Source organism: Nioella nitratireducens (assembly GCF_001879715.1).
In the GTDB taxonomy this organism is placed as follows: Bacteria; Pseudomonadota; Alphaproteobacteria; order Rhodobacterales; family Rhodobacteraceae; genus Nioella; species Nioella nitratireducens.
This window is the reverse complement of record NZ_MNBW01000002.1, coordinates 273,748-295,257: the sequence shown is the minus strand read 5'-3', so window position 1 is coordinate 295,257 and position 21,510 is coordinate 273,748. Positions and strand designations below refer to the sequence as shown.

Annotated in this window: 22 protein-coding genes; 8 read left to right on the top strand and 14 right to left on the bottom strand. The window is 63.7% G+C overall.

Going from position 1 to position 21,510, the window contains the following annotated elements; translation table 11 throughout:
* Positions 1-42: 42 nt before the first annotated feature.
* Together BKY27_RS02925 and rimO are read right to left on the bottom strand one after the other, a co-directional pair.
* The gene (locus BKY27_RS02925) at positions 43-519 is read right to left on the bottom strand and encodes a HEPN domain-containing protein (RefSeq protein WP_146636152.1); all 477 of its coding nucleotides are present in this window, start codon (positions 517-519) and stop codon (positions 43-45) included.
* Positions 503-1,900, bottom strand: a complete 1,398-nt coding sequence (gene rimO / locus BKY27_RS02920) for a 30S ribosomal protein S12 methylthiotransferase RimO (RefSeq protein WP_071672927.1) — start codon at positions 1,898-1,900, stop codon at positions 503-505. Before rimO ends, BKY27_RS02925 begins: the two co-directional genes overlap by 17 nt.
* 162 nt (positions 1,901-2,062) lie before the next feature.
* On the opposite strand from rimO, the gene BKY27_RS02915 reads away from it, so the two are divergent.
* The 3 genes from BKY27_RS02915 (at position 2,063) to BKY27_RS02905 (ending at position 4,955) form a co-directional block, all read left to right on the top strand.
* On the top strand, positions 2,063-2,365 hold the full coding sequence (locus BKY27_RS02915; RefSeq protein ID WP_071672926.1) for a DUF4389 domain-containing protein: 303 nt from the start codon (positions 2,063-2,065) through the stop codon (positions 2,363-2,365).
* 134 nt (positions 2,366-2,499) lie between these two features.
* Positions 2,500-4,482 carry an AsmA family protein gene (locus tag BKY27_RS02910; RefSeq protein ID WP_071672925.1) on the top strand — a complete coding sequence of 661 codons (1,983 nt, stop codon included), beginning with the start codon at positions 2,500-2,502 and terminating at the stop codon, positions 4,480-4,482.
* Entirely contained in the window at positions 4,482-4,955 is a 474-nt protein-coding gene (locus BKY27_RS02905; protein WP_071672924.1) for a lytic transglycosylase domain-containing protein, read from the top strand. The genes BKY27_RS02910 and BKY27_RS02905 overlap by 1 nt, the downstream gene beginning before the upstream one ends.
* A gap of 115 nt (positions 4,956-5,070) precedes the next feature.
* Here BKY27_RS02905 and BKY27_RS02900 read toward each other — a convergent pair whose 3' ends face one another.
* Positions 5,071-5,667, bottom strand: a complete 597-nt coding sequence (locus tag BKY27_RS02900) for a GcrA family cell cycle regulator (RefSeq protein WP_071672923.1) — start codon at positions 5,665-5,667, stop codon at positions 5,071-5,073.
* A gap of 189 nt (positions 5,668-5,856) precedes the next feature.
* On the opposite strand from BKY27_RS02900, the gene BKY27_RS02895 reads away from it, so the two are divergent.
* The gene (locus BKY27_RS02895) at positions 5,857-6,276 is read left to right on the top strand and encodes a VOC family protein (protein ID WP_071672922.1); all 420 of its coding nucleotides are present in this window, start codon (positions 5,857-5,859) and stop codon (positions 6,274-6,276) included.
* A gap of 136 nt (positions 6,277-6,412) precedes the next feature.
* On the opposite strand, the gene argF is transcribed toward BKY27_RS02895, so the two are convergent.
* From argF to BKY27_RS02875, 4 genes are all read right to left on the bottom strand, one after another.
* On the bottom strand, positions 6,413-7,339 hold the full coding sequence (gene argF / locus BKY27_RS02890) for an ornithine carbamoyltransferase (protein ID WP_071672921.1): 927 nt from the start codon (positions 7,337-7,339) through the stop codon (positions 6,413-6,415).
* A gap of 144 nt (positions 7,340-7,483) precedes the next feature.
* Positions 7,484-8,680 (bottom strand): aspartate aminotransferase family protein, encoded by a 1,197-nt coding sequence (locus BKY27_RS02885; RefSeq protein WP_071672920.1) that lies wholly within the window; start codon positions 8,678-8,680, stop codon positions 7,484-7,486.
* A 183-nt stretch (positions 8,681-8,863) separates the two neighbouring features.
* A complete protein-coding gene (locus tag BKY27_RS02880) occupies positions 8,864-9,352 on the bottom strand; it encodes a PaaI family thioesterase (protein ID WP_071672919.1) in 489 nt (162 codons plus the stop codon).
* A 127-nt stretch (positions 9,353-9,479) separates the two neighbouring features.
* On the bottom strand, positions 9,480-10,346 hold the full coding sequence (locus BKY27_RS02875) for a methylenetetrahydrofolate reductase (protein WP_071672952.1): 867 nt from the start codon (positions 10,344-10,346) through the stop codon (positions 9,480-9,482).
* Between the two features lie 101 nt (positions 10,347-10,447).
* On the opposite strand from BKY27_RS02875, the gene BKY27_RS02870 reads away from it, so the two are divergent.
* The 4 genes from BKY27_RS02870 to BKY27_RS02855 all read left to right on the top strand — a co-directional run bounded on the left by BKY27_RS02870 (position 10,448) and on the right by BKY27_RS02855 (position 17,057).
* Positions 10,448-11,356 carry a LysR family transcriptional regulator gene (locus BKY27_RS02870; protein ID WP_071672918.1) on the top strand — a complete coding sequence of 303 codons (909 nt, stop codon included), beginning with the start codon at positions 10,448-10,450 and terminating at the stop codon, positions 11,354-11,356.
* Between the two features lie 322 nt (positions 11,357-11,678).
* Positions 11,679-15,740 (top strand): choice-of-anchor L domain-containing protein, encoded by a 4,062-nt coding sequence (locus tag BKY27_RS02865; RefSeq protein WP_071672917.1) that lies wholly within the window; start codon positions 11,679-11,681, stop codon positions 15,738-15,740.
* 164 nt (positions 15,741-15,904) lie between these two features.
* A complete protein-coding gene (locus tag BKY27_RS02860; RefSeq protein WP_071672916.1) occupies positions 15,905-16,705 on the top strand; it encodes an inositol monophosphatase family protein in 801 nt (266 codons plus the stop codon).
* Between the two features lie 91 nt (positions 16,706-16,796).
* Positions 16,797-17,057, top strand: coding sequence for a Flp family type IVb pilin (locus tag BKY27_RS02855; RefSeq protein ID WP_071672915.1), 261 nt, complete (start codon positions 16,797-16,799; stop codon positions 17,055-17,057).
* A gap of 112 nt (positions 17,058-17,169) precedes the next feature.
* On the opposite strand, the gene BKY27_RS20500 is transcribed toward BKY27_RS02855, so the two are convergent.
* The 7 genes from BKY27_RS20500 to fsa all read right to left on the bottom strand — a co-directional run bounded on the left by BKY27_RS20500 (position 17,170) and on the right by fsa (position 21,423).
* Positions 17,170-17,304, bottom strand: coding sequence for a hypothetical protein (locus BKY27_RS20500; RefSeq protein ID WP_267888883.1), 135 nt, complete (start codon positions 17,302-17,304; stop codon positions 17,170-17,172).
* A gap of 257 nt (positions 17,305-17,561) precedes the next feature.
* Positions 17,562-17,684: a hypothetical protein gene (locus BKY27_RS20495; protein WP_267888882.1), complete on the bottom strand. Its 123-nt coding sequence runs from the start codon at positions 17,682-17,684 to the stop codon at positions 17,562-17,564.
* 186 nt (positions 17,685-17,870) lie between these two features.
* A complete protein-coding gene (locus BKY27_RS02850; RefSeq protein WP_071672914.1) occupies positions 17,871-18,194 on the bottom strand; it encodes a hypothetical protein in 324 nt (107 codons plus the stop codon).
* Positions 18,195-18,321: 127 nt separating this feature from the next.
* On the bottom strand, positions 18,322-19,005 hold the full coding sequence (locus BKY27_RS02845; protein ID WP_071672913.1) for a CDP-alcohol phosphatidyltransferase family protein: 684 nt from the start codon (positions 19,003-19,005) through the stop codon (positions 18,322-18,324).
* Between the two features lie 72 nt (positions 19,006-19,077).
* Entirely contained in the window at positions 19,078-20,001 is a 924-nt protein-coding gene (locus BKY27_RS02840; protein ID WP_071672912.1) for a tyrosine recombinase XerC, read from the bottom strand.
* 4 nt (positions 20,002-20,005) lie between these two features.
* Entirely contained in the window at positions 20,006-20,719 is a 714-nt protein-coding gene (locus BKY27_RS02835; protein ID WP_071672911.1) for a DUF484 family protein, read from the bottom strand.
* Positions 20,720-20,769: 50 nt separating this feature from the next.
* Complete coding sequence (gene fsa / locus BKY27_RS02830; protein WP_071672910.1) at positions 20,770-21,423, bottom strand: fructose-6-phosphate aldolase; 654 nt, start codon at positions 21,421-21,423, stop codon at positions 20,770-20,772.
* Between the last annotated feature and the right edge of the window lie 87 nt (positions 21,424-21,510).

Here is a 21,510-nt window from a genome sequence, read left to right as displayed (position 1 = left end):
CTCCCCACAAACCAAAGAAGCCTCTGAATCGCAGATCACACGTCAGCTCGAAAGTGTGGGGGCGGCGAACCGCTTACCTTGGGTCGAGCCATGTGCAATTTTGTTTCGAGCTGAGCAAAGGCCATCGAAACTCTCCTTAAACTGTTTGTTGGAGAAACCTTGCCACCTGATTTTGTCCAGAATCCACGGCATTCCTAGATGACTGTAGAGCGCGTTTACATTCCACTCACTTAGCGTATGCAGGCTTCCGGATGTCTTCAGAAAATAATCTTTCTTTTTCTGACTGGTGTCGAGCCTATCCGGAAAACGCTCAATCGCGTAGTACTCGAACGTTTCTTCGACAAATGCTTCGAGAGCGGCGCACAACAAGACAATTCCAGCTCTTGTTACAGCAGCTCCTTGCCTTTCTGCCGGTCGACCCCTGCCTCCGCCTGTAAGAGCCTCGTGAGCGCTTACCAACTCATCAATGTCGCTGAGCCTCTGAACGAGCTTTTCCTGAGGTTCAATCAAGGTTTCCATTCGTCAACTGCCCCCACAAATCATACTCCGACGCCTCGTCCACCTCGACCTCGACAATATCCCCCGCGGACAGCCCCTCAAACCCTTCATCAATAAACAGGTTCCCGTCGATCTCGGGGGCGTCCGCTTTCGTCCGGCAGGTGGCGCCTTGGTCGTCCACCTCGTCGACGATGACCTGCATCCGTGTGCCCACCTTTGCGGCCAGCTTGGCCTCGGATATCGCCTGTGATTTCTCCATGAAGCGGTGGAAGCGGTCTTCCTTGACCTCTTCGGGCACATGGTCGGGCAGGTCGTTGGAGCGCGCGCCCTCGACATTCTCATACCGGAAGCAGCCGACGCGATCGAGCTGTGCCTCGTCGAGCCAATCCAGAAGCGTCTGGAACTCCGCCTCCGTTTCGCCGGGATAGCCCACGATGAAGGTGGATCGCAGGGTGATGTCGGGGCAATCCGCGCGCCATGCGGCGATTTCATCCAAAGTGCGCGCGGCGGCGGCGGGGCGGGCCATGCGTTTGAGCGTTTCGGGGTGGGCGTGCTGGAAGGGGATATCCAGATAGGGCAGGATCAGCCCCTCGGCCATTGCCGGGATCATGTCCCGCACATGGGGGTAGGGGTAGACGTAGTGCATCCTGACCCAGGCCCCGAGCGACCCCAGATCGCGGGCGAGGGGGAGGATGGGGAACTTGTCGTCCCGATCCTTCCAGTCGGTGCCGTAGGCGGAGGTGTCCTGGCTGATGACCAGCAGTTCTCTGACGCCAGCCTCGACCAGCTTTTCAGCCTCGCGCATCACGGCCTTGGCGGGGCGGCTGGCGAGGCGGCCGCGCATGTCGGGGATGATGCAGAATTTGCATTTGTGGTTACAACCCTCGGAGATCTTGAGGTAGCTGTAATGGCGCGGGGTGAGGGAGACGCCGCGCGCGGGCAGCAGGTCGATGAACGGGTCAGGGTCCGGCGGCACGGCGGTGTGGACGGCGTCCAGCACCTGTTCGTATTGCTGCGGGCCGGTGACGGCCAGAACCGTGGGATGGGTGCCGGTGATGGTCTCAGGCTCCGCCCCCATGCAGCCTGTGACGATGACCTTGCCGTTTTCGCGCAACGCCTCGCCGATGGCCTCGAGGCTCTCCATCTTGGCGCTGTCGAGGAAGCCGCAGGTGTTGACAATGACCGCCTCGGCGCCCGCGTAATCGGGGCTGATGGCATAGCCTTCGGCGCGCAGCCGCGTCAGGATGCGTTCGCTGTCCACCAGTGCCTTGGGGCAGCCCAGCGAGACCATGCCGATGGTGGGCTGGCCGGGGCGCGTGTCGTTCGGCGCGGTGGCGCGGGCGTCGTGCGGGACGCGCGCCTTGGCGAGGTCGGGGCGGAGATCGGGCGGGTTCTGGGTCATGGCCCGCGCTATACGTCAGGCGAGGCCTCCGGGGAAGAGGGTGTGAAACTGCCCGGCGGTCGGGGCCGGTCCGATCTTGGGCATTGCCCCCCATTCATCGCTGTCGCTTGGGGCACTTTGTGCTAGGCTCGCCCCGCGACTGGCCGAGACACAGGTGACCACATGCCCGAGAACGACGATGACCGCTATCAGGGCCGCATTCACGGCGAGCAGTTCGAAGCCGAGGTGGACCCGATCGGGCTGCGGTTGCTGTTCATGATCATCATCGCGGTCATGATTTCGCTGGCGCAGACGGTGTTGGGCGTGGCCACCGTGGTGCAGTTCATCATCCTGCTGATCAACAAGACCCCCAATGAGCGTCTGGCCGATTTCGGCACCGATCTGGGGGTCTGGGTGGCCAAGGCCGCGCGCTACCAGACGGCGGCCAGCAATGTGAAACCCTGGCCATGGACCGAGTTGGACTGAACGCCCCCCGGCCCCCCGCCGATTGTGGCGGGGCGCGAATCGCCCCCCTGTGACATGATAGAGCGCTGTTTTTTCTGGTCCGCACCGCGGCGGGCGGGCTAGGATTCCCGGCAAACGGGCAAGGAGTTTTGGGAATGCGCTGGATCGTGCGGGGAATCGTCCTTTTGGTGGTGTTGGTCGCCGTGGCCGTGGGCGGGCTGTTCCTGATCCCGGCAGACCGGATCGGGGCGATCGTCAGTGACCAGTTCACACGCGCAACAGGCCGAACGCTGGTGATCGGCGGCGATATCCGGCCCTCGATCTATCCCACGTTGGGGGTGCGCGCCGAAGACATCGAGATGGGCAATCCCGACTGGGTGTCGGACGGTCCATTGTTGCGCGCCGAGCGGCTCGATGTCGGCGTCGATCTTTGGGCACTGATCTCGGGCACGGTGCGGGTGCAGCAGTTCGAACTGGTCCGCCCCGATATTATTCTGGTTGCGGGTGCCGATGGCCGGGTCAGCTGGGATTTCTCGGATGGCACAATCGACGAGGCAGTGGACGAAACGGCGCCAGAGACGCCCGCCGCTGGTGGCGGTTTAGGGGCGATCAGTCTCGATTTGGCCGAAATCCGCGACGCGACGCTGCTCTATCGTGACGAGGCTGCGGGCACCGAGGTTCGGGTCAGCGCGGTGTCGCTCAGCCTGTCTCTGCCCTCTGCCGACGGCCCGGCGCGGCTGGACGGGCAGGGCGCGATGAACGGCCAGACGATCTCGGTCGAGGCGGCGATCGACGGCGTCGGGCCGATGTTGGCGGGTGAATTGCGCCCGGTCGTGGTCTCGCTTGGCTGGGACGGTGGTGAAGCAGGATTCGAAGGCCGCGCGGGCCTGTCCCCCCTCGGCGTCGAGGGCACCGTGGCGTTGGACGCCACCGATCTAGGCCCGCTGATGGGCGTGGCGGGGCAGGCGGCCCCGGACCTGCCGCAGGGGCTGGGGCACGAGCGGATCGCCGTGAACGGCGATTTCACGCTGGCGTCCGAGGGCACCATGCATTTGCGCAACGGTCGCTTCACCTTTGATGACAACGCGCTGACCGGCGATATCGACATCCTGCCCGGCACGGATCGCCCGACGATCCGGGCACGGCTGGCGGGCGGCAGCCTGAACCTGTCAGCCCTGTCCGAGGGTGGTGAAAGCACGGGATCGGGCAATTCGGCCGATAGCGGCTGGTCCACCGACCCGATCGACGCAAGCGGACTGTCGGCCGTGGATGCCGAAGCGGCGCTGACGCTGAGCGGGCTTGATCTTGGAATGGTCCGGTTCGGCACCATCGACCTGCGCGCGGTGCTGGACGCGGGGCGGCTGGTTCTGGATCTGCGGCAAGCGGCGGCCTATGACGGCAGCATCACCGGGCAATATATCGTCAATGGGCGCAGTGGTTTGTCGATGCGGGCGAACCTTGCCGTCGAGGGTGTCGGCCTTGCCCCGCTGTTGACGGACTTTGCCGACTATGACCGGCTGCAAGGTACCGGCGATGCCCGGTTCGACGTTCTTATGGTCGGCAATTCCCTGAACGCCCTGATGCACTCGCTAGAGGGCTCTGGCTCGGTCGAGTTCGGGCAGGGCGCGATCCTCGGTCTCGATATCGGTGGCATGATCCGCAACCTCGACACCTCGTATCGTGGCGAGGGGCAGCGCACGGTCTATGACAGCATCACCGCCAGTTTCGATCTGGCCGGTGGCGTGGTCAGCAATGACGACCTTCTCATGACCGCCCCCTTTGGTGAGCTGACCGGGTCGGGCACGGTCGGCGTCGGCGAGCAGGTGTTGGACTATACCGTCATTCCAAGCGCGATCTATAACGCCGAAAACCAGGCTGGTCTGCGCGTGCCGTTGCGGATTTCAGGGCCGTGGGCCAGCCCGCGCTTTGCGCTGGATCTGGAGGCGCTGGCCAATGAGCGGGTGCAGGAAGAGGTCGATGCGCTGCAACAGCGCGCGACCGATGCCGCCGCCGAGGCCTTGGGCATCCAGCAGCAGGAGGGGCAATCGCTGGAAGACGCGGCACAGGACACGCTGGAAGACCGGCTGCGGCAAGAGGCCGAAGACCAGTTGCAGCGCCTTCTCGGGGGTGGCAATTGATGCGGTGGCTTCTGATCGGGACGATGGTGCTGCTGGCGGCGTGCGGTGGTGGTCGGGACGTATCGCGGGGCGAGCCGCCTCTCTTCCCGAACGAAACGCCAGAGCTGCGCCGCCTCGTCAATCACTATGCCGATGTCTATGACGTGCCCGCGCCCCTGATTCACCGGCTGATCGACCGGGAAAGCGACTATCGTCCCGACGCGCGTCAGGGGCCTTACTACGGGCTGTTGCAGATCTTGCCGCAGGCCGCCCGGACCATGGGCCATCGCGGACCGGCGTCCGAGCTACTGAACCCGGACGTCAACTTGCGCTACGGCGTGCGCTACTTGCGCGGCGCGTGGCTGTTGTCGGGTGGCGACTATGACGGGGCCATCGGGCGCTATGCCCGTGGCTATTACTACGAGGCGCGGGATCGCTGCATGTTGGTGGAAACGGGGCTGCTGGACCATGAAACCGGACGCGGCTGCCGATAAAGAAAAGCCGAGGACTTTTCGGAAAAAGTCCTCGGCGGTTCGGAGGGAAAAGCTTTCGTGAAAGCTCTTCCCTATTGGGTCGGGCAAAATCTTCGGGAAGATTTTGCCCGTTGTCTCAGCGGCGGCGGTCGCGGCGGCTGCTCATCGGCTGGAAGGCCACCCCGACATGCGCTTCGCAATAGGGTTTGCCCTGTTGAACGGGCAGGCCGCAGAAATAGAAATCATCCGTCGCAGGGTCGCCGATGGGCCATTTGCAGGTCCGTTCGGTCAGTTCCATCAAGCTGATCCGCTTGGCGTGCTTTTCCACTTCGCTGACCTTGGCCAGTGCCTCGGGGCTGATTTCATTGGCCGACGGCTGCGGCGGCAGGGGCTGGCCCGCGGGCACAATGGGCTTGCGCAGCGGCGTCACGTTGGACGGTCGCGGCGCAGGCTGTTCCGCTGCGGCGGCAGGCGCCTCGGGTTTCGAGGGCTCCTGCTTGGGCGCGGAGGGCTCGGCCTTGGCCGCCGGTTTCGCCGCCGGGGCCTCTTTCGTGGCGGCGGGGGCGGATTTCGCAGGTGCGGCCGCGGTGCGGTTGGACAAGCCAAGGCGATGCACCTTGCCGATGACCGCATTGCGCGTCACCCCGCCAAGTTCCTTGGCGATCTGAGAGGCCGATTGTCCTTCGCCCCACATTTTCTTGAGAAGTTCGACCCGCTCGTCGGTCCAGGACATGTTGTCCCTCCTGATCCTTAGCCCCAAGTGCAGCGTCTTGTTATAAGGGTCCGCCGGGCGGATTGAAAGACCCGCGCGGCGCTATTCTTGATTCTTGCGACCGCCTGCGGCGGCTCGCATGGACCCTTCCGTCCGAGGCGGGAATACTGCTATTGCAATGGCGTTCACATCGCGCAGGAGTCCTTGCCCATGTCCATTCGCCCCTTCCACCTTGCCTTCCCTGTCGATGACCTCGACGCCGCCCGTGACTTCTACAAGGGGCTTCTCGGCTGCGGCGAAGGGCGCAGCACGGAAAACTGGGTCGATTTCGACTTTCATGGTCATCAGATCGTGGCCCATCTGGCGCCCGAGGAGTGCAAGGCCAGCGCCAAGAGCGCGGTCGACGGGCACGGCGTGCCGGTGCGTCATTTCGGGCTGGTGATGACGATGGAGGATTGGCAAGAGACGGCGGACCGCCTGAACGGCGCGGGCGTGGAGTTCGTGATCGAGCCCTATATCCGCTTCGAAGGTCAGCCCGGCGAGCAGGCGACGATGTTCTTCATGGACCCCGCCGGCAATGCCGTGGAGCTCAAGGCGTTTCGCGACCTGGGGCAATTGTTCGCGACCTGAGCAGGGCCGCCCGCTGGCGCGCGGACAGAAGAAGGCCATTTGCCGCGCATCCTGTGCTGTCCTGAAACAAGGAAACGCCCCCGCAAACCAATGCGGGGGCGTTCACCGTTTCCGACCCGAAGCCGTCGTTCAGGTATCAGACGCCAAGGCACCAGCGCATGACGGCCTTTTGCGCGTGCAGGCGGTTTTCGGCCTCGTCGAAGATCACCGAATGGGGCCCGTCCATGATGGCGCTGGTGGCCTCTTCATCGCGATGCGCGGGCAGGCAATGCATGAACAACGCATCGGTCCTGGCGTGGCTCATCAGTTCTTGGTTGACCTGGTAAGGACGCAACTGGTTGTGGCGCCGCTCGCGGCTGGAGGGGCTGTCATGCATCGACACCCAGGTGTCGGTCACGACAAGGTCCGCCCCTTCGACGGCTTTTTGCGGGTTGCGTTCGATCTCGATCTTGCTGCCCTTGGCGCGCGCCTCGTCAAGGAAGCCTTTTTCCGGGTCCAGGGTTTCCGGGCCGGTAAAGGTGAGGTCGAAGCCGAATTGACCGGCGGCATGGGCAAAGCTGGCGAAGACGTTGTTGCCGTCGCCGGCCCAGACCACTTTCTTGCCCGCGATCGAGCCGCGATGCTCTTCGAAGGTCATGATGTCGGCCATGATCTGGCAGGGGTGGCTGCGGTTGGTCAATCCGTTGATGACCGGCACGTCGGCATATTCCGCCATTTCCAGCAGCGTCGCCTCTTCGAAGGTGCGGATCATGATCAGGTCGACATAGCGGCTGAGGACGCGGGCGGTGTCGGCGATTGTTTCGCCATGGCCCAATTGCATGTCGCTGCCCGACAGCACCATGGTCTGCCCGCCCATCTGGCGCACGCCCACGTCAAAGGAAACGCGGGTGCGGGTCGAGGGCTTTTCGAAAATGAGCGCGACCATGTGGCCCGAAAGCGGCTGCGTGTCATCCGGCGTGCCCTTGGGGCGGCCATTGCGGGCGGTCTTCATCGCGGCGGCGCTGTCGATCATTGCCCTCAGGTCGTCCGGGGCGGTCTTGTTGATGTCCAGAAAGTGTTTCATCGGCTGTTGCCTTGTGGCTGGCGGGGCGGCGAGGGGGCTGGCTGCCCCCTCGCGCTCCCCCGCGAGTATTTCTACCAAGAAGAAGGGAAAAGACGCGCGGGGCCTCGTCGATGGCCGTAAAAGGCCGGGGCCGAGAACAGCGGCTTATTCGGCGGCGTCATGGGCCGAGCCCTCCAGCGCGGTGGCGGCCCGGTCGAGCCGGTCGATGCCGTCGGCGATTTCCGCATCCGACAGGGTCAGCGCGGGCAGCAGGCGCACCACGTTGTCACCTCCCGGAACAGTCAGGATCAGTTGGTCATAGCCCGCCTTGACCACGTCCATGTTGGGCACCTTGCACATCAGGCCGAGCATGAAGCCCTCGCCGCGCACGCCCGCGAAGATGTCGGGGTGGCTGGCGACCAGCCCCTCAAGCTTCTGGCGCAGCATTCCGGCGCGGCGGTTCACGTCGTCGAGGAAGCCGTCCTTGGTGATCTCGTCCATCACCGCGCAGCCCACGGCGCAACCAAGCGGGTTGCCGCCGTAGGTCGATCCATGGGTGCCCGGGGTCATGCCGCAGGCGGCCTCTTCGGTGGCCAGCAGCGCGCCGAGGGGGAAGCCGCCGCCGATGCCCTTGGCGACCATCATGATATCGGGCGTGATCCCTGCCCATTCATGCGCGAAGAGCTTGCCGGTGCGGCCCATGCCGCACTGGATCTCGTCGAGGATCAGCAGCAGGCCGTGCTCGTCGCACAAGTCGCGCAGCCCCTTGAGGCAGGCGTCGGGCAGCGGGCGGATGCCGCCTTCGCCCTGCACCGGCTCGACCATGATCGCGCCCACATCGGCGCGGGCCGCGGCGTCGCGCAGCGCGTCGTGATCGCCGAAGGGCAGATGCTCGAACCCTTCGAGAAGCGGGCCGAAGCCCTTGGTCAGCTTTTCGCCGCCTGCCGCCGAGATCATGGCGATGGACCGGCCGTGGAACGAGCCCTCGAAGGTCAGGATCGTGGTGCGCTCGGGCTGGCCTTTTTCATACCAGTATTTGCGCGCCATCTTGACGGCCAGTTCGCCCGCCTCGGTGCCCGAGTTGCAGAAGAACATGGTGTCGGCAAAGGTATGTTCCACCAGCCGCTCGGCCAGCGCTTCTTGCTGTGGCACGTTGTAAAGGTTCGAGGTGTGCCAAAGCGCATTGGCCTGATCGGTCAGCGCCTTGACCAGCGCCGGATGCGCGTGGCCGAGCGCCGTCACCGCGATGCCCGCGGCATAGTCCAGGAAACGTCGGCCATCCGCTTCCACGAGCCAAGCGCCTTCGCCTTTGACGAAGGAGAGAGGGGCACGGGAATAGCTGGGTAGAACCGGCGTGATCATGGCGATCTCCTGAGTGTATGTGAAGCATTGCCCTTGCCCCAATGGGCCGGGGAAGTCAACGAAATCAGGGCGAAGGAGCAGAGTTTTCAGGAAAACCCGGCCCCGCGGTGCCGGAAAGATATTGCCGAAGATTTTTCCGGATTTCGGGACGGGAAATCCTTTTGGAAGGGCGCGCCGGCAGGCTCAGCCCGCGCGCATGATGATGCAGGTGGTCGATCCGGTGGCGTAAAGCCGCCCGTCCTCGCGTCCGCGGATGGTGCCCTCGGCCACCCCGGTCGAGCGGCCCGCGTGGCTGACGATGCCCTCGGCGACGATCTCCATCCCCAGCGGGATCGGGCGGGTGATATTCACCTTGTATTCCAATGTGGTATAGATCGAGCCGGTGGGCACCTTGGTCATCACCGCGCAGGCCATGCAACTGTCCAGCAGCGTGCCATACCAGCCGCCATGCACCGTGCCCATCGGGTTGCAATGGTCGAAGAGCGGTGCGCCGTGAAACGTGACGCGCCCGTCTTCCACCACGTCGACGCGATAATTCAGGGTCTTGGCAATCGGTGGGCCGGGCAACGCGCCGTCGCGGATCGCCTCCATGAAGGCGCGGCCAGACATCGACAGCAGCGTATCGCGATCGGCCAGATCGGAAGGGACGGTGGCAAAGAGGGGGGCGGGCATGGCGCAGATCCGGGATTGTTTTGGGCTGCCGGGATGCTGCCCAAAACAGTGGCGCCGCTGCAATCCCTCCTCGAATGGCGGCGGCGCGAGGTGACGTAACGTTTTCGCGGTCCGGCGGGACCCGGCGCTACGCGACCTCTGCGAGGGTGACGCGCGAGGTCACGCCAAGGGCGGAACATACGTCGCGGGTCAGATCCGGGGTGTTGAGCGTGTAGAAATGCAGGTCTTCGACGCCGCCTTCCAACAGCTTGGTGCACAGTTCCGAACAAAGGGCGATGGACAGCAGGTCTTCGCGCCCATCGCGTATCGCCGTGTCATAGGCCTCGTCCAGCCATGTCGGGATCACCGCGCCGCAGCGTGTTGCAAAGGCGCGCACGCGGGTCCAGTTATTGATCGGCAAAATCCCGGGCACGATCCTGGCGTCGATCCCGGCATCGGCGCAGGCATCGCGGAAGCGAAAGAAGGTATCGGCCTCGAAGAAGAACTGGGTGATCGCGGTCGAGGCCCCGGCATCGGACTTGCGCTTGAGATACTCGACACAAGCGGCCAGGTCCGCGGCCTCGGGGTGCGGGTCGGGATAGGCGCCCACGGCAATGTCGAACTTGCCGGTCTTGGCCAGCGCGTCCACCAGCTCGACGGACGAGCCGAAACCCTGGGGATGCGCCTTGAACCCGTCCGAGCCTTTGGGCGGGTCGCCACGCAGCGCGACAATGCGTGTCACACCGGCCTCGGCATAGCTGTCGGCGATGGCCAGCGTGTCTTCGCGGGTGGCATCGACGCAGGTCAGATGCGCGGCGACCGGCACGCCGTAGTTGGCATTGATGGTCTTGACCGCGTCATGGGTCAGGCCGCGGGTGGTGCCGCCCGCGCCATAGGTGACCGAGACGAACTCGGGTGTCAGCGGGGCCAGCGTGCCGAGTGTGTCCCAAAGACGGAACGACGCCTCCAGCGATTGCGGCGGGAAGAACTCGAAAGAGACATTGGGGGTCGGCAGGGTCATGTGAAATACATCCTCGATGCTGTTGCAGCAGGATGTGACATGGATAGAATGCTGAGACAAACTCATAACATTCATCATGAACATGAGCCAGGCTAATGCATCTCGAATTTCGCCATCTGCGCACCATCAAGGCCATCCATGACGAGGGTGGATTGGCCAAGGCCGCCGACCGTCTGCACATCACGCAAAGCGCGCTCAGCCACCAGATCAAGGGGCTGGAAGATCAGGCCGGGATGGAGCTGTTCGTGCGCCGCTCGAAGCCGATGAAGCTCAGCCCGGCGGGGCAGCGCCTGCTGCGGCTGGCGGAACAGGTGTTGCCGCAAGTGGCTGCCCTGGAAGAAGAATTTCGAGCAATGCAGCAGGGCAAGACGGGGCGGCTGCACATCGCCATCGAATGCCACGCCTGTTTCGAATGGTTGCTGCCGGTGCTGGAACGCTTCCGGCTGGCATGGCCCGACGTCGACGTGGATATCCGCCCCGGCCTGCAATTCGAGGCGCTGCCCGCGCTGATGCGCGAAGAGGTGGATCTGGTGATTTCCTCTGACCCCGAAGACCTGTCCGGCGTCGATTTTTCGCCGCTTTTCGACTACGAACCGGTCTTCGTCGCGTCCTCTGCGCATCCCCTCGCCCAAAAGCCGTTCATCGAGGCCGAGGATTTCAGGGACGAACTGCTCATCACCTACCCGGTCGAGCGCAGTCGCCTTGATGTGTTCAACATGTTGCTCAAACCCGCCGGGGTCGAGCCGCGGGCGATTCGACAGGTGGAACTGTCGGCGGTGATTCTGCTCTTGGTTGCATCCGACCGGGGCGTGTCGGTTTTGCCGGATTGGGTGGTGCGGGAATTGCGCAACAATTCCAGCTACGTCACCCGCCCGCTGACCGAACATGGCCTGACCCGCCGGCTCTATGCCGCGACGCGGGCAGAAGACACGACCAAGCCCTTCATGGCGCATTTCATGAAGCTCGCCCGGACCGAGCCGCTCAAGCTGCAACGGCGGGGCTGACCCCCGCCGTCGCGGGGCTCTCTCAGGGGCTCTGCCTCAAAACGGCCCGATTGCGGCCCATTCTTGCCCTGACTTCAGCCGGAAAAGGCCCGCCTTCTCTCTGAAATCGGTCCCATTCGGGGCCTATCCCTTGCGGGAACCAAGAAACCAGAGAGCAGTGCAATGCGTGTTGAATACCGCGTGACGGCAGGGGGGCGGCCCGTGTTTTCGTCGTCGAACACTCCGCCCGCGACAACGGCAAAACCCGCCGTGGCGGGCAGGCCCGGCATCGCCGTGCCTTCGGTATGTCAATGCGCCCCATTCTGCATGGGGGGGCTGACCCATGCCTGACGCAATAGATCTTTCCGTCACCTCCACCAATGATGCCACCGTCCTTGCCGATACCATCTTCGGAAATGGCATTCAGGTCGTTTCGGCCACCCTGACGGGCCAGACCAATCAGGCGGGCACCTATACCGGCGGCGAATCGACCTCGGGCGGGGTCGTGCCCAGTGACTCCGGCGTCATTTTCTCGACCGGCAACATCTCGGATTTCACAAGCGGCGGCACCGGCACCAACACCAACACCAGCAGCGGCACCAGTTCCAACATGGGCGGCGCGGGGGACGCAGGTCTGGACGGGATTTCGACCACCACGACCCATGACGCCGTGGTGTTCGAATCGACCTTCATTCCCGATGACGACTACATCACCATGCAGTTCGTCTTTTCGTCCGAGGAGTATCTGGAATACGTCAACTCGGGCGTGAACGACACGCTCGGGGTCTGGGTGAATGGCGAATTCGTGCCGCTGACCTCGTCGGGCGACACGGTGTCCATCGACACCGTGAACGACAGTTCGAACCAGAACCTCTATATCGACAATCCCCGATGGGCCGACACCTACAATACCGAGATGGACGGGTTCACCGTCACGCTGTCCTTCAAGGCGCAGGTAAACGCGGGCGCGGAAAACACGATCAAGATCGGCCTCGCCGATGGCGGCGACTCGGCCTATGACACCAACGTCCTGATCGCGGCGGACAGTATCCAGACGGTGGCGCTGGCCTTCGAGGATTTCGTGACCCTCGAAGCCAACACCGTCAACGTGATCGACGTTCTGGAAAACGACCGCGATTCCCAAGGCGACGGGCTGCGGGTCACCGAGATCAACGGCCAGGCGGTCAATCCCGGCGACAGCGTGACGCTGAACACCGGCGAGGTGGTGACACTGAACGCCGACTACACGCTGAGCGTCGCCACCGACAGCGATCTTGGCGAAACCGTCTTTACCTATACGGTCGAAAACGGCAACGGCGACACCGATGTCGGCTATGTGAACATCCAGACCGTGGCCGACGCCCCGCTGGATGGCATTGTCGAAGGCAGCGGGCAGGCCGACCTGATCGACGGCAGCTTTACCGGCGATGCCGAGGGCGACATGATCGACGGCGGCGATGCCATCGGCGTGTTGGGCACGACCGGCGATGACGACTACGTTCTGGGCTATGGCGGCGATGACACGATCCAGACCGGCGTGGGCGACGACATCGTTGACGGCGGCTCAGGCGATGATGTGATCCAGACCGGATCGGGCGATGACACCATTCTGTTGACCGACGGCTTCGGCAACGACACCATCACCGGCGGCGAAACCGGCGAGGCGGATGGCGACGTGCTGGACATGTCGGGCGTCACCGCGGGCGTGACGCTGGACCTCAGCGGGTCAGACCCCGAGGCCGGAACCGTCGAAGAAACCGGCTCGGGCGTCGGCTCCACCAGCTTTTCCGAGATCGAAAACATCTTCCTCAGCGGCGGGCGCGATACCGTGGTGCTGGCCGATGGTGGCGGCGACGATACCGTTGGCGCCTTCGACCTGACCGACAGCGGCGATGGCAGCGCCAATGACCAGCTCGACGTGACCGGGCTGACATCCGATGGCGGCACCACCCCGATCGACACCAACGACGTTTCCGTCAGCGACGATGGCAACGGCAATGCGGTGCTGAACTTCGTCGGCGGCGAAACCCTGACCCTGATGGGCGTTTCACCGGCCTCGCTTGCCACGGTTGCTGACCTCGTGTCGATCGGTATTCCCGACGGGCGCGACTACATCGTCGAAGGCACCTCTGGCGACGATCTCATCGACGGCAGCTACACCGGCGACCCCGAGGGCGATCTGGTCGATGCGGGCGATGCGATGGATGGCTCCGATGATGACGTGATTCAGGCCGGGGCCGGAAACGACACGGTTTTGGCCGGGGCAGGGGACGATTCGGTCCGTGGCGGCACGGGCAATGACAGCATCGACGGCGGCGCCGGGGCGGATTCGCTCTATGGCGACGAAGGCGATGACACCATCGTCGGTGGCGCCGGGGCCGATACCATCGACGGCTATCTCGGTGCGGACCGGATCGAGGGCGGCGACGGCAACGACTCGATCAGTGGCCATGACGGCGACGACACGATCCTTGGCGGGGCTGGCGACGACTGGCTGCGCGGCTCGGTCGGCTTTGACGAGATGTGGGGCGGCACCGGCGACGACTATATCTGGTCGGGCTACAACGACGACACGATCCGCATCGAAAACAATTTCGGCAACGATACGATCGAGGCCGAAGGCATCGGCGAAGTCACCGGCGACGTGCTGGACCTGTCCCTTGTCACCGATGACCTGACCATCGACCTGACCGGCTCCAACCCCGAGACGGGCACCTTCAGCGACGGCGTATCGACAGCACAGTTCAACGAGATCGAGAACATCGTTCTCGGGGGCGGGCGCGACACGATCCAATTGGCCGATTTCTCGGGCAATGACTTCGTTCAGGCCTTCGACATGACGGACTCGGGCGACGGGACCACGATGGACCAGCTCGACGTGTCCGGCATGACCTCGGACTGGGGCACCACCCCGGTGAACGCGGGCGACGTGACGGTCAGCGACGATGGCGATGGCAACGCGGTCATCAGCTTCCCCGGCGGCGAGTCGATCACCCTTGTCGGGGTCGATCCGGCGCAGCTCGACACCATTGACGCGCTGGTGTCGATCGGCATCCCCGACGCGCGCGACTTTATCGTCGAAGGCACGTCGGGCGCCGACACGATCGACGCCAGCTATACCGACGACCCCGAAGGCGACCGCATCGACGCCAACGACCATTCCGACGGCTCGAACAACGACTCGGTCGAGGCCGGGGGTGGCGATGACGTGATCATGTCCGGCGCGGGCGACGACACGGTGTCGGGCGGTGTGGGCCATGACTCGATTTTGGGCGGCGCGGGCGACGATCTGATTCACGGCGATGGCGGCGACGATACCGTCGCGCTGGAAGACGGGTTCGGCAACGACACGCTCGTCGGCGGCGAAGACTTCGAGAACACCGGCGACGTGCTCGACCTTGGCGCCGTGACCGATAACCTGACCATCGACCTGACCAATGCCGACCCCGAGGACATTACCGTCAGCGACGGCACCTCCACCGCGACCGCGCAGGAATTCGAGACACTCATTCTGGGCGGCGGAGAAGACACGCTGACACTTGGGGACAATTCCGGTGCCGACGTGATCTCGGGTTTCGACCTGACCGACCGGGGCGATGGCCACAGCTTTGACCAGCTCGACGTGTCGGGCGTCACATCCGACGGCATCACCCCCGTCACCGCATGGGACGTGACCGTCACCGACACCAATGGCGACGGCACCGGCGACGCGATCCTGACCTTCCCCGGCGGCGAGAGCCTGACCTTGGAGGGTGTCAGCCCCGCGCAGGTCGATTCGATCCCCGAACTGCACGCCATCGGCATTCCCTGCTTCACCCCCGGCGCGATGATCGTGACCGACAAGGGCGAGGTGCCGGTCGAAGACATTCGTCCCGGCGATCGGGTTCTTACGGTCGATAACGGCTTTCAGACCGTCCGGTGGGCCGGGCAACGCAGGCTCGACGCCGCTGAACTGGCCGCCAACCCGCAGCTCAAACCCGTGGTGATCCGCAAAGGCGCGTTCGGCAACACGCAAAAGATGCTGGTATCACCGCAGCACGGCTTCCTGATGAAGACCGACACCGGCGAACGGCTGATCCGCGCCAAGCACGCGGTCGAGCTATTTGGCGGGCAGGTCGCACGGCTCGACAAGAAATGCACCGGCGTCACCTATATCCACATCCTTTTTGACCGGCACGAACTGGTTTTTGCCGACGGCGCCCCGACCGAGGCCTTCTACCCCGGCCCGCAAGCACTGAAATCGCTCGACCGCGCCGCGTTGGTCGAAGTGCTGACGCTGTTCCCCGAGCTGTCCGGCCTGGCCTTTGGCGGGGGGATCGAGCTGCACCACTTCGGGCCGCCCGCCCGCGACTATCTGCTGGGGCGCGATATCCGCGCCATGGCGAACGAGATGGCCGGGGTCTGATCCCTCCGGTCCGGGTCTGGTCTGACCCCTTGCGCGCGGTTCTGGTCGCCCCGGAACCGCGCGCATGTGTTTTCCGCGCCAGACCTGCAAAAACTGACCGCGGCAACTTTTCATCCGGGCTTTCCCGGTCTATACGCCGCTTTCGTCTAGCCGAGGAACACGCCATGCAAGGCAGCGCAAATCTGAACATCATGATCAAGGCCGCCCGCAAGGCCGGTCGCAGCCTGGTCAAGGACTTCCGCGAGGTCGAGAACCTCCAGGTCGGCAGCAAAGGGCCGGGGGATTTCGTCTCCAAGGCCGACATGGCCGCCGAAGAGATCCTGCGCACCGAGTTGATGGACGCGCGCCCCAACTATGGCTGGTTGGGCGAGGAATCCGGCGAAACCCCCGGCACCGATCCCACCCGCCGCTGGATCGTCGATCCGCTGGATGGCACCACCAACTTCCTGCACGGTCTGCCGCATTGGGCGATTTCCATCGGTCTGGAACACAAGGGCGAGATCGTCGCCGGCGTGGTATTCGACGCGGCCAAGGACGAGATGTTCATGGCCGAAAAGGGTTCGGGCGCGTGGCTGAACGATTCGCAGCGTCTGCGGGTTTCGGGCCGCACGAAGATGATCGAGTCTATCTTCGCCACCGGCGTGCCCTTCGCAGGCAGCAAATACCTGCCCGCCACCTTGCAGGATTTCGCCCGCCTGATGCCGGTCTGTGCCGGTGTTCGCCGGTGGGGCGCGGCCTCGCTCGACCTCGCCTATGTGGCGGCGGGCCGCTATGACGGGTACTGGGAACGTGGGCTGAATGCGTGGGATACGGCTGCGGGCCTGATCATCGCCAAGGAAGCGGGCGCGATGGTGGAACCGATCCGCGATGGTCAGAATGTGCTGGAAGACGGCCATGTTCTGGTGGGCGCGGGCGGCGTGTTCGACCAGTTCGCCAAGATCATCCGCGACCGGTCCGACAAGTAACCTCTCGGGCAATCGTCCGACGTTTCGTCAAATTTTCGCCCTAGCGCTGTGGCATCCCGTGCAGGACGCGATTGCTGTAAGGGTGTGCCTGATGTTGACCCAGTTTCTTCGTGACGAAAACGGCTCTGCCACTGTCGAGTGGGCGGTGATGACCGCGGCCTCGGTGGCCATGGGGCTGGCGGTCATGTCCTACGTGCGCGACGGCATCGAGGATCTGTCGAATGACATCCGGTCGTCGCTGAGCAACATCTCGATCAAGACGAGCTTCGAGGATTGGGATGCGTTCCGCGCCAATGCCGCCGCAGAGGCCGAGGCACAGGCACAGACGGGCAGCGACGCGCCGATCAATTAGAGCGTTTTGCGCACGGGTGGGAACCGGTTTTGCGCGCCTCGGACAGGCGACATCAATGGGTTACAGGGGGCCGCGCGGCTTTGAATGATCGCGACGCGCCCGAACGGCGGGGTCAGCCTTGCGGATGCGAGGCGCGGGCATAGGCCGGAAACTCGATGATCTGCGCGCTGTAGGCCAGCGGGCGGGGCTGCGGGCGCTGGCGCGGGGCCAGCAGGATGACGGCGGCCAGATGCGGAGGAAGGGGCATTGTCTTGGTCCTTTCGAGTGGGGGTCAGTATATAGTGTATATATCACACTTAATGCTGAGTCGCAATCGCGGATCCCCTGTTTCCCGGCAATCGCCCCGGCCGGCGACAATGGATTTTCAATCGACCGACAAGAAAAGGCGGATGCCCATCCTGGTCTCACGGTCCAGTCTGGGCATCCGCCGGTAAAGGTTTTGGTGATGAAATGGGGGTGCCGGGCCACGAGAGGGACAAGGCAGGCGGCGGCCCGGCCAAGGCCCTAGCGGCGCGGGGCCGGGTCTTCGACGGAAAAGGGAAGCTTGGGCAGGGTGACGGGGCTGGCGCTGCGGCGGCGTTCATCGCGGGCGAGCAGGGCGCTGGCAGAGCGGGGAGAGAAAGCCATGGGGATGATCCTGTCGTTGCGGTTTTGATAGTGTTAAATTAACACCCTTGGACGGTGCGAGCAAGAGAAAGTTTCAATTAAACACTAACTTTTTGCGAAAGGCCGCCCACATGGAGAAGCGCAAAAGAATTGGGGCGGGGCCCTTTCGGAACCCCACCCCGGATCGGTCTGAAATCCGGGCCGCGATCAGTCGCGCAGCGTCTGCATGAACTGCTCGTGACGTTGGTCCAAAAGGGCCGAGTTTGCGGCCCCATTGGCCATCATCTGGTTGCCCCAATTCTGGATGCCCTGCATTCGCTCCGCATGGGCGGCATAGGGGTCATAGGTGCCATAGCCATACCCGGCCTGTGCTTGCATGGCATAGGCGTCGAGGGCGGCGCAGGCGTCATAGTAACCAGCGTTGCAATAGGCGCTCAGCGTGTAGACATCGACATATTGGGCATGGGCCTCGGAGGTGCCAAGGGTGGCAGCGGCAAGCGTGGCGGCGGAAAGAAGGGCAAAGGTGCGCATGGATCAAATTCCTGGGTTTAACGATGCATTGATTTAGTGGTGTAAATAATACACCAATTTGCTTGCCGCGCAAGGACAAAGGTGTATAAACAACACTTATGCGGCCATCCCACTGAGGAATATGGCTTTATTCCGTGGATTGCTGCACGATCCCGGCCAAGGCAAGGTAGATCGAGGTCAGCGTCAGCCCCCAATTCGCCAGGCTTTGCGGATGAAAATCGACCCAAGCCGCCCAAGCGGCGAATCCCGTCCACGCGATGGCAATCGGCAATGACACGGCGCGCCAGCGTTCTGTGCGCACCGGGTGGATGAACTTGAGGTTGAAGAACATCGAGACCGACAGCACCGCCACAAGCCCGAGGATCACGTAAAAATTCGGCTCCAGCGCGAACATCACCAGCACCATCATGTTCCAGCAGCCCGGAAAGCCCGAGAACGAGTTGTCCTTGGTCTTCATTCGCGTGTCCGCGAAATAGACAACGCTGGCGAAGGTGATGACGATAATGGCCAGCCACCCTGTCCAGCCCGGCAACAGGTCGGATTTGAACAGCGCATAGGCCGGGATGAAAACATAAGTCAGGTAGTCGATGATCAGGTCCATCAGGACGCCATCGAACTCTGGCGCATTGTTCTTAACCTGGTAGCGGCGGGCCAGCGGGCCGTCGATGCCATCCACCACGAAGGCCACCACCAGCCACAGGAACATCAGCGACCATTTTTCATCTACCGCAGCCAGCATTGCCAGCATGGCAAAAACGGCGCCGGTGGCGGTGAAGAAATGGACCGAAAGGGCTTTCATACGCAAAGTCATCGGACTGACATGACTGATTTGCCCGGTGCTGACAACCCGAACCAAGCGGCCACCGGCCTGCCAGCCGCCGCGTCAGGCCTTGGGGTGGGTCTTGTTGTAGACCTCCAGCAGGCGGGCGGTATCGACTGCCGTATAGGCCTGCGTGGTGGACAGGGACTCATGTCCCAACAATTCCTGGATCGCGCGCAGGTCGCCGCCCGCATCCAGCAGGTGGGTGGCAAAGCTGTGGCGCATGGCGTGCGGCGTGGCCGTGGCGGGCAGGCCCAGTTGCAGCCGTGCGGCCTCGACCACCTTGGCCACCTGGCGTGGGTTCAGCGCGCCGCCCCGGATGCCCCGGAACAGCGGCCCCGCGCGCGTCAGCTCATGCGGGCACAGCGCGGCATAGCGTGCAACCGCGTTGCGCGCGGCGGGAATGACCGGCACGTCACGGTCCTTGTTGCCCTTGCCGGTGATCCGCAGCCCCTCGCCAAGCGGCAGCACCGCCCCGGTCAGGCCAAGGGCTTCGGAAATCCGCAGGCCGCAGCCATATAGCAATGTCACCACGGCAACGTCCCGCGCCGCGACCCAATCGCGGGCGTCCTGCATCTCGATCCGGTCGAGCATGTCCCGCGCGGCCGGAACCGACAGGGGGCGTGGCAGCTTGCGCTCGAACTTGGGCGAGCGAATCGACAGAACCGGCGTGGCGTCGAACCCGTCGCGCTCGGCCCACCAGCGGTAGAAGCTTTTGACAGCCGACAGTTTGCGCGCCAGCGACCGTGGCCCGACGCCGGAATTGCGTTCCGCCGCCATCCACGCCCGCATGTCGCGGGGGGTCACGTCCTGCAACGGGCCGGGGCCCATCGGCCCGCCCATGTGACCGGCCTGAAAGCCCAGAAACCCGGCCAGGTCGGCGCCATAGGCTGTCACCGTAGCCTCGGACCGCGCCTTGAGGCTGCGAATGTCAGCCAGCCACGCGGCCATCAGGTCGCGCGCGGCGGGGCTGAGGGCGAGGTTCATCGCCTTACCCCAGATACCGGGTCATGGAGCGTTCGAACACGCCGGTGAAGAAGGTCAGCAGGTCGGTGCCCTGACTGGGGCGGAACTGGTGCGGATCCTCCGACCCCATGACCAGAAGCGCGGGCAAGCGGCCGTCGCCAAGGTCAAGCTTCAACAACGCCTCGGACGCGATCCACGCGGCCGCCTCGCCATAAATCCGCTCTGCCCCCTGACCCACTTGCCGAAGAGTCACGGTGCGGTGCGGCATGTTTCGCCCTGCCGTGAGGTAATGGTCGACGAAGCCCGGTGCGACCACGGTCAGCACGTCTTCCAGCTTTTGCACCTTGGGCGCACTGGTCTCGGTCGCCTCGGGGCTTTCCAGAACCAGCCGGATGCGATCCACCCGCAAGATCGCGGCCACATCGGTGCCAAGGATCTTCAGGAAATCCTCGAAATCGCTCTGGTCCAGCAGTTTCAGGATCGCGCGGTGAATCTGGTTGGTGCCGGCCAGATTTTCATAGGCCGCCGCAATCACCGAACGATGCGTGTCTTCCAGCCGCTCCAGCCGGTTTTCCAGCCGTTCCATCGCTATGCCGCGCATATCCACGATATTTCCGCCCATCTGGCGGTCATTCGCGGTTATCAGCGCGCGCATCACGTCACGGTCGTCGAGAATAAGATCGGGGTCCTGCAACACCCGTTCGCGCCAGTCTTGCAACGCGTCTGCCCTTTCGCCCATCAGCGGTCTGCCCCATGTTCTTTTTTGTTGGGGCAGACCTTACACGATGTTTACAGGATTTTCTGCCCTGTTTTTGCCCAGTCCTTCATGAAGCCATCAAGGCCCTTGTCCGTCAGCACATGGTTGGCCATCGCCTTGATGACGGCGGGCGGCGCGGTGGCCACGTCGGCACCGATCAGGGCGGCCTCTTTCATGTGGTTTGCCGACCGGATCGAGGCAGCAAGAATCTGCGTCTCGAAATCGTAGTTGTCGTAAATCGTGCGGATGTCGGCGATCAGCTCCATCCCGTCGATGTTCTGATCGTCGAGGCGACCGATGAAGGGCGAGATATAGGTTGCCCCCGCTTTCGCCGCCAAAAGTGCCTGGTTGGCGGAAAAGCACAGCGTGACGTTCAGCTTGTGCCCCTCGCCCGACAGCACCCGGCAGGCCTTGAGCCCATCGAGGGTCAGCGGCACTTTGATGCAGATGTTTTCGGCGATGTCGGCCAGCTTGCGGCCCTCGGCGATCATCGCGTCGGCCTCCAGCGCCACGACCTCTGCCGAGACCGGGCCATCGACCATGTCGCAGATTTCCTTGGTCACTTCGAGGATATCGCGGCCTGATTTCAGGATCAGAGACGGGTTTGTCGTGACGCCATCGACCAGCCCCAGATCGTTGAGTTCGGCAATGGCATCCACTTCGGCGGAGTCGACAAAGAATTTCATTGGTTTATCCCTTGGGTTCGTGAGACGGCTCGCGCGTCTCTTACCTCAGGACCAGCATGCCGGAAACCCCGTAGTTGTTACCGCTAA

Bases quoted from the DNA above. Each gene is read 5' to 3' on its own strand.
- argF (WP_071672921.1), bottom strand. From the start codon at position 7,339: ATGAAACACTTTCTGGACATCAACAAGACCGCCCCGGACGACCTGAGG.
- BKY27_RS02895 (WP_071672922.1), top strand. From the start codon at position 5,857: ATGTCCATTCGCCCCTTCCACCTTGCCTTCCCTGTCGATGACCTCGAC.
- BKY27_RS02885 (WP_071672920.1), bottom strand. From the start codon at position 8,680: ATGATCACGCCGGTTCTACCCAGCTATTCCCGTGCCCCTCTCTCCTTC.
- BKY27_RS02865 (WP_071672917.1), top strand. From the start codon at position 11,679: ATGCCTGACGCAATAGATCTTTCCGTCACCTCCACCAATGATGCCACC.
- BKY27_RS02910 (WP_071672925.1), top strand. From the start codon at position 2,500: ATGCGCTGGATCGTGCGGGGAATCGTCCTTTTGGTGGTGTTGGTCGCC.
- BKY27_RS20500 (WP_267888883.1), bottom strand. From the start codon at position 17,304: ATGCCCCTTCCTCCGCATCTGGCCGCCGTCATCCTGCTGGCCCCGCGC.
- BKY27_RS02835 (WP_071672911.1), bottom strand. From the start codon at position 20,719: ATGGGCGAAAGGGCAGACGCGTTGCAAGACTGGCGCGAACGGGTGTTG.
- BKY27_RS02870 (WP_071672918.1), top strand. From the start codon at position 10,448: ATGCATCTCGAATTTCGCCATCTGCGCACCATCAAGGCCATCCATGAC.
- BKY27_RS02855 (WP_071672915.1), top strand. From the start codon at position 16,797: ATGTTGACCCAGTTTCTTCGTGACGAAAACGGCTCTGCCACTGTCGAG.
- rimO (WP_071672927.1), bottom strand. From the start codon at position 1,900: ATGACCCAGAACCCGCCCGATCTCCGCCCCGACCTCGCCAAGGCGCGC.
- fsa (WP_071672910.1), bottom strand. From the start codon at position 21,423: ATGAAATTCTTTGTCGACTCCGCCGAAGTGGATGCCATTGCCGAACTC.
- BKY27_RS02915 (WP_071672926.1), top strand. From the start codon at position 2,063: ATGCCCGAGAACGACGATGACCGCTATCAGGGCCGCATTCACGGCGAG.
- BKY27_RS20495 (WP_267888882.1), bottom strand. From the start codon at position 17,684: ATGGCTTTCTCTCCCCGCTCTGCCAGCGCCCTGCTCGCCCGCGATGAA.
- BKY27_RS02840 (WP_071672912.1), bottom strand. From the start codon at position 20,001: ATGAACCTCGCCCTCAGCCCCGCCGCGCGCGACCTGATGGCCGCGTGG.
- BKY27_RS02880 (WP_071672919.1), bottom strand. From the start codon at position 9,352: ATGCCCGCCCCCCTCTTTGCCACCGTCCCTTCCGATCTGGCCGATCGC.
- BKY27_RS02905 (WP_071672924.1), top strand. From the start codon at position 4,482: ATGCGGTGGCTTCTGATCGGGACGATGGTGCTGCTGGCGGCGTGCGGT.
- BKY27_RS02860 (WP_071672916.1), top strand. From the start codon at position 15,905: ATGCAAGGCAGCGCAAATCTGAACATCATGATCAAGGCCGCCCGCAAG.
- BKY27_RS02845 (WP_071672913.1), bottom strand. From the start codon at position 19,005: ATGACTTTGCGTATGAAAGCCCTTTCGGTCCATTTCTTCACCGCCACC.
- BKY27_RS02850 (WP_071672914.1), bottom strand. From the start codon at position 18,194: ATGCGCACCTTTGCCCTTCTTTCCGCCGCCACGCTTGCCGCTGCCACC.
- BKY27_RS02900 (WP_071672923.1), bottom strand. From the start codon at position 5,667: ATGTCCTGGACCGACGAGCGGGTCGAACTTCTCAAGAAAATGTGGGGC.
- BKY27_RS02925 (WP_146636152.1), bottom strand. From the start codon at position 519: ATGGAAACCTTGATTGAACCTCAGGAAAAGCTCGTTCAGAGGCTCAGC.